We start from the raw sequence: 2,238 nt of genomic DNA, 5'->3' as shown, positions 1-2,238 counted from the left end.
CACGTCGGCCTCCCCCTCGGCGTCGGCGCCGGCAGCCGCCTCGGCGTCCGCGACCCCGGGCCCGGGCTCGTCCCCCACCCCGGGGCCGACGACGCCCGGCCCGCCGACACCGGGCCCGACGACGAGGCCGCCGACGACTGCGCCGCCGTCGCCCCCGGTGGTGGGCTCGGTCTCCGTCACCCTCCGGCAGACGGGCGGGGTGACCGGAGAGGCCACGGTGACCGTCGAGGCCAAGGGCGGTCCGGTGCCGGTGGTCCTGGAGTGGTTCACCAGCAACAGCCCGCGCCTGCTCGGGTCCTCCGACGGCCGCGAGACCGTCACCTACCAGCCGGGACTGGTCAGGACCCACTCGTTCAAGGGCACGGGCTGCTACTGGTACGTGCGTGCCACGGCCGGCGGCCGGAGTTCGACCTCGGCCCCGGTCTGGATCAGGAGCTGTCAGATCCGATGAGCAACGACAACGACGACTACAGCGCCACCGTCCTCGGCAGCCACTGGTTCAGCGGGCCGCCGGGGCCGCAGGACGTCGCCCCCGACCGGATCGACGGCTCCGTGCTGCGCTTCGGGCCCGGGGTCACGGCGGCGGCTCTGGCGCCGTTCCCGGTCGTGCCCGGTCCGGTGCCCGCCCGGCGGCGGGGCGCGGGACTGCGCCGCTACACCCTCGCGGCGGCCGTGCTGGCCGCCGTCCTGCTGTACCTCGCCTGGCAGCGCTACGGCCCCGGCGTCGCCGTGCGGGACGTGGCGGTGAGCACGGCCCCGGCGGGTCCGGCCTGCGGCGCGGCCGCGGGCGTGACGGCCGTGGTCCGTACGAACGGGCGTCCGGGGGCGCTGACGTAACGCTGGGGGCGCAGCGACGGCACCCGCTCCGAGAAGCTGACCGAGCGGGTGACACGGGGCCAGGAGGAGGCCCGGCTGCACCTGCTGTGGACGTTCCAGGGCATCGGGAGCTATCCGGCGCGGGCGCAGCTGGAGCTGCTGGAGCCGTCGCGGCGCACGGCGGCCGTGGAGTTCACGTACACCTGCACGCCGTAGCGCGGCCGTCGGTCGCGGGGCCTGGCCTGCACCGTGATGCCCGGCCGTCCATAGACTGGTGGCTTCCGCCCGAGCCGCCCACCGAGGATCCGATCATCTTCATGACTTCCGACGAAGCCGTATGACCTCCGAGATATCCGACGGCGGGCCGGGCGTGTTCGACGGCCGGCGGGGCCCGGCCCGGGCGCGCGCCGAGGCCCTGGCCGTCCCCCTCGTACCGGCGCTGTGGACGCTCGCACTCGGCCTGTGGGGGCTGTCGCGTCAGGACAGCGTGTGGCGGGACGAGGCCGCGACCTGGCAGGTGGCGGGGCGCTCGGCGGGTGACATCTGGCACATGCTGGGACAGGTCGACGCCGTCCACGGGCTGTACTACCTGCTGATGCACGGCCTGTTCGAGGTCTTCGGAGCGAGTACGACGACCCTGCGGCTGCCCTCGGTGCTGGCGGTGGCCGGGGCGGCGGCCTGCGTGGCGGTGACCGGGCGGCGGCTGGCCGGGCCGGGTCCGGCGGGACGGTGGACGGGGCTGGGCGCCGGGCTGGCGCTCGGGCTGCTGCCGGCCGTGCAGTTCTACCTGCAGGAGGGCCGTCCGTACGCGCTGGTCGCCGCCGGGGTGGGGATCTCGACGCTGCTGCTGGTCCGGCGGCTGGACGCCCCCGCCGGGCGCCGCGCCTGGCCCGGGTGGGCGGCGTACGCGCTGACGGTGCTGGTGTGCGCGCTGCTGAACTGGCTCTCGCTGCTGGTCCTGCCCGCGCACGCGGCGACCCTGGCGTGGGTACGGGCGGAGCGCCGGGTGTGGCTGCGCTGGGCGGCCGCCTCGGCCGGGGCGGTGGCGGGGGCGCTGCCGCTGGTGCTGTTCAGCCGGGGCCAGTCCGACCAGGTGTCGTGGATACCGCCGCTGACCTGGCACATGATGATCGGCCCGGCGGTGCTGCTGGCGATCGGCGGGCTCGGGGCGTGGCTGGACCGGCCGCGGGTCGGCCGGCCGTCGGTGGCGGCGGTCGGGCTGCCGCTGCTGGCGGTGCCGCAGCTGGGGCTGATCGGGCTGTCCTTCGTGCAGCCGCTGTTCCTGGACCGGTACGTGCTGTTCAGCATGCTGGGGCTGGCGCTGCTGGTCGGGGCGGCCCTGGGCGCGGCGGTGCGGGCGGCGGGGCGGGGGGCTGTTCCTTTTCCCATTTCCCGGCCCCCCAGACCCCGGGTGGTACTGCG

General features: G+C 76.1%; 4 protein-coding genes and 1 pseudogene. 4 read left to right on the top strand and 1 reads right to left on the bottom strand.

Features of this window, described 5'->3' with window-relative positions; all coding sequences use genetic code 11:
- Nucleotides 1-180, bottom strand: a 180-nt coding sequence (locus tag GPJ59_RS35660) for a hypothetical protein (RefSeq protein WP_219672273.1), incomplete at its 3' end; no start/stop codon positions are given.
- A 19-nt stretch (nucleotides 181-199) separates the two neighbouring features.
- Here GPJ59_RS35660 and GPJ59_RS35655 point away from each other — a divergent pair.
- The 4 genes and pseudogenes from GPJ59_RS35655 to GPJ59_RS35645 form a co-directional block, all read left to right on the top strand.
- Nucleotides 200-451, top strand: a complete 252-nt coding sequence (locus GPJ59_RS35655) for a hypothetical protein (RefSeq protein ID WP_219672272.1) — start codon at nucleotides 200-202, stop codon at nucleotides 449-451.
- On the top strand, nucleotides 448-837 hold the full coding sequence (locus GPJ59_RS35650) for a hypothetical protein (protein WP_258025419.1): 390 nt from the start codon (nucleotides 448-450) through the stop codon (nucleotides 835-837). Before GPJ59_RS35655 ends, GPJ59_RS35650 begins: the two co-directional genes overlap by 4 nt.
- A gap of 48 nt (nucleotides 838-885) precedes the next feature.
- Nucleotides 886-1,032 carry a hypothetical protein gene (locus GPJ59_RS38255; protein WP_258025418.1) on the top strand — a complete coding sequence of 49 codons (147 nt, stop codon included), beginning with the start codon at nucleotides 886-888 and terminating at the stop codon, nucleotides 1,030-1,032.
- A gap of 121 nt (nucleotides 1,033-1,153) precedes the next feature.
- Nucleotides 1,154-2,238, top strand: a pseudogene (locus tag GPJ59_RS35645) (hypothetical protein); the annotation flags it as partial.

Origin of the sequence: Streptomyces bambusae (genome assembly GCF_019400985.1) — a bacterium.
GTDB classification, from domain to species: Bacteria; Actinomycetota; Actinomycetes; order Streptomycetales; family Streptomycetaceae; genus Streptomyces; species Streptomyces bambusae_A.
This window is presented reverse-complemented; position numbering and strand designations above follow the sequence as displayed.